Genomic DNA, 2,218 nt, shown 5'->3' with positions numbered 1-2,218 from the left:
TTCATGCAGAACATCGACACCGGTCGCCGTGAGCAGATCACCAACTTCGAAGGCCTGAACGGTGCCCCTGCCTGGTCGCCGGATGGCAATCGCCTGGCGTTCGTCCTGTCCAAGGACGGCAACCCGGACATCTACGTGATGAACCTCGGTTCGCGTCAGATCACCCGTGTCACCAACGGCCCGGGCATCAACACCGAACCGTTCTGGGGCAAGGATGGCTCGACCATCTACTTCACTTCCGACCGTGGCGGCAAACCGCAGATCTACAAAACCAGCGTGGGTGGCGGCGGTGCGGAGCGTGTGACGTTCGTGGGTAACTACAACGCCAACCCAAAACTGTCGGCTGATGAAAAGACCCTGGTCATGATTCACCGCCAGGATGGTTTCACCAATTTCAAAGTGGCGGCTCAGGATTTGCAGCGCGGTAGTGTAAAAATCCTCACTGATAGCACTCTGGACGAGTCGCCTACTGTTGCGCCCAACGGCACCATGGTAATCTACGCCACCCGCCAGCAGGGCCGGGGAGTCTTGATGCTCGTGTCCATTAATGGACGCGTGAGGCTCCCGCTTCCTACCGCACAAGGCGAAGTCAGAGAACCTTCCTGGTCCCCTTACCTGAACTGACGCGGCGCTATACGTTTTACTTAACACACTGGGGTTCATTAGGAGTTTCACGATGGAAATGCTGAAGTTTGGTAAATTTGCTGCGCTGGCTCTGGCCATGGCTGTAGCTGTAGGTTGCTCGTCCAAAGGCGGCGACAATGCCGGTGAAGGCGCTGTAGATCCAAACGCTGGTTACGGCGCAAACACTGGCGCAGTCGACGGCTCCCTGAGCGAAGAAGCTGCTCTGCGCGCTATCACCACTTTCTACTTCGAATACGACAGCTCGGACCTGAAGCCAGAAGCCATGCGCGCTCTGGACGTTCACGCCAAAGACCTGAAAGCAAACGGCGCTCGCGTTGTTCTGGAAGGCAACACCGACGAACGTGGTACTCGTGAGTACAACATGGCACTGGGCGAGCGTCGTGCGAAAGCCGTTCAACGCTACCTGGTACTGCAAGGTGTTTCCCCAGCTCAGCTGGAACTGGTTTCCTACGGCGAAGAGCGTCCAGTTGCTACCGGCAACGACGAGCAGTCCTGGGCTCAAAACCGTCGCGTCGAACTGCGTAAGTAATTCGTCATGCGAACGTGCCGTCGTGCTGTAACTGTTCTGGCTCTCAGTCTCGCGTCGCTTTCGGCGTGGGCTGCGGTTCCTGTGGTCGATAATGACTCCGGCTATAACAATAGCGGGAGCAGTTATCCGCCTGCGGGTTACGGTACGAACGGCGCCTATGCCGGGGGAGGGGTTTCGGCCCCTGTCTCGGCACAGGGCGAGCTGTTCAACCAACTGCAATCAATGCAGCAACAGATCGAGCGCCAGCAAGGTGCAATTGAAGTTCTGCAAAATGATGTAGCGCGCATGAAGCAGGAAAACCTGGAGCGATATCAGGATCTTGATCGGCGCATAGGAACCGGCGTTGCACCAGCCGCGACTCCTGAGAATTCTTCCGGCGGTGGCGATCTGAATGCCCCTGCTGCAGCCGCTGGCGCGAGTGCAGGGGCGGCCGCCGCTCAAGCACCTGCGGCAGGCGGTGAACCGGCGGATCCGGCGAAGGAAAAGCTCTATTACGATGCCGCCTTCGACCTGATCAAAGCCAAGGATTTCGACAAGGCCAGCCAGGCCTTCGCCGCATTCCTGCGCAAATACCCGAATAGCCAATACTCGGGTAATGCCCAGTACTGGTTGGGTGAAGTGAACCTGGCCAAGGGTGATCTGCAAGGTGCAGGCCAGGCGTTTGCCAAGGTTTCTCAGCTTTACCCGAAACACGCCAAAGTGCCTGATTCGCTGTACAAGCTTGCTGATGTAGAGCGCCGCCTGGGTCACACCGACCGGGTAAAAGGCATTCTGCAGCAGGTGGTGTCCCAATATCCGGGCACTTCCGCTGCTCAGTTGGCCCAACGCGATCTGCAGAAAATGTAAGGCTGTTTGAGCCCTTTCGAAGAAACCCGCGCTTGCCGCGGGTTTTTTCGTTAGAATTCACGCCCTTTTTATGAAACACGCTTTTTGGGATCTGCGCATTGCCGGGGTTCCTTGAAGTGCCTGACGGAGGCGGACAGCCTGTTTAGCTGTTACGCCCGTGGCGACTATGCAAGACACATTGAGAATTACCGAAGTTTT

General features: G+C 57.2%; 2 protein-coding genes and 1 pseudogene. All 3 read left to right on the top strand.

Going from position 1 to position 2,218, the window contains the following annotated elements; genetic code table 11:
* Positions 1-624: pseudogene (locus D8V06_RS09000) on the top strand (PD40 domain-containing protein); the annotation flags it as partial.
* A gap of 52 nt (positions 625-676) precedes the next feature.
* Positions 677-1,174, top strand: coding sequence for a peptidoglycan-associated lipoprotein Pal (gene pal / locus D8V06_RS08995; RefSeq protein WP_003178634.1), 498 nt, complete (start codon positions 677-679; stop codon positions 1,172-1,174).
* Between the two features lie 6 nt (positions 1,175-1,180).
* The gene (gene ybgF, locus D8V06_RS08990) at positions 1,181-2,020 is read left to right on the top strand and encodes a tol-pal system protein YbgF (RefSeq protein ID WP_056852656.1); all 840 of its coding nucleotides are present in this window, start codon (positions 1,181-1,183) and stop codon (positions 2,018-2,020) included.
* Positions 2,021-2,218: the final 198 nt, after the last annotated feature.

The organism is Pseudomonas sp. Sample_24 (assembly GCF_004307605.1).
Taxonomy (GTDB): Bacteria; Pseudomonadota; Gammaproteobacteria; order Pseudomonadales; family Pseudomonadaceae; genus Aquipseudomonas.
This window is presented reverse-complemented; position numbering and strand designations above follow the sequence as displayed.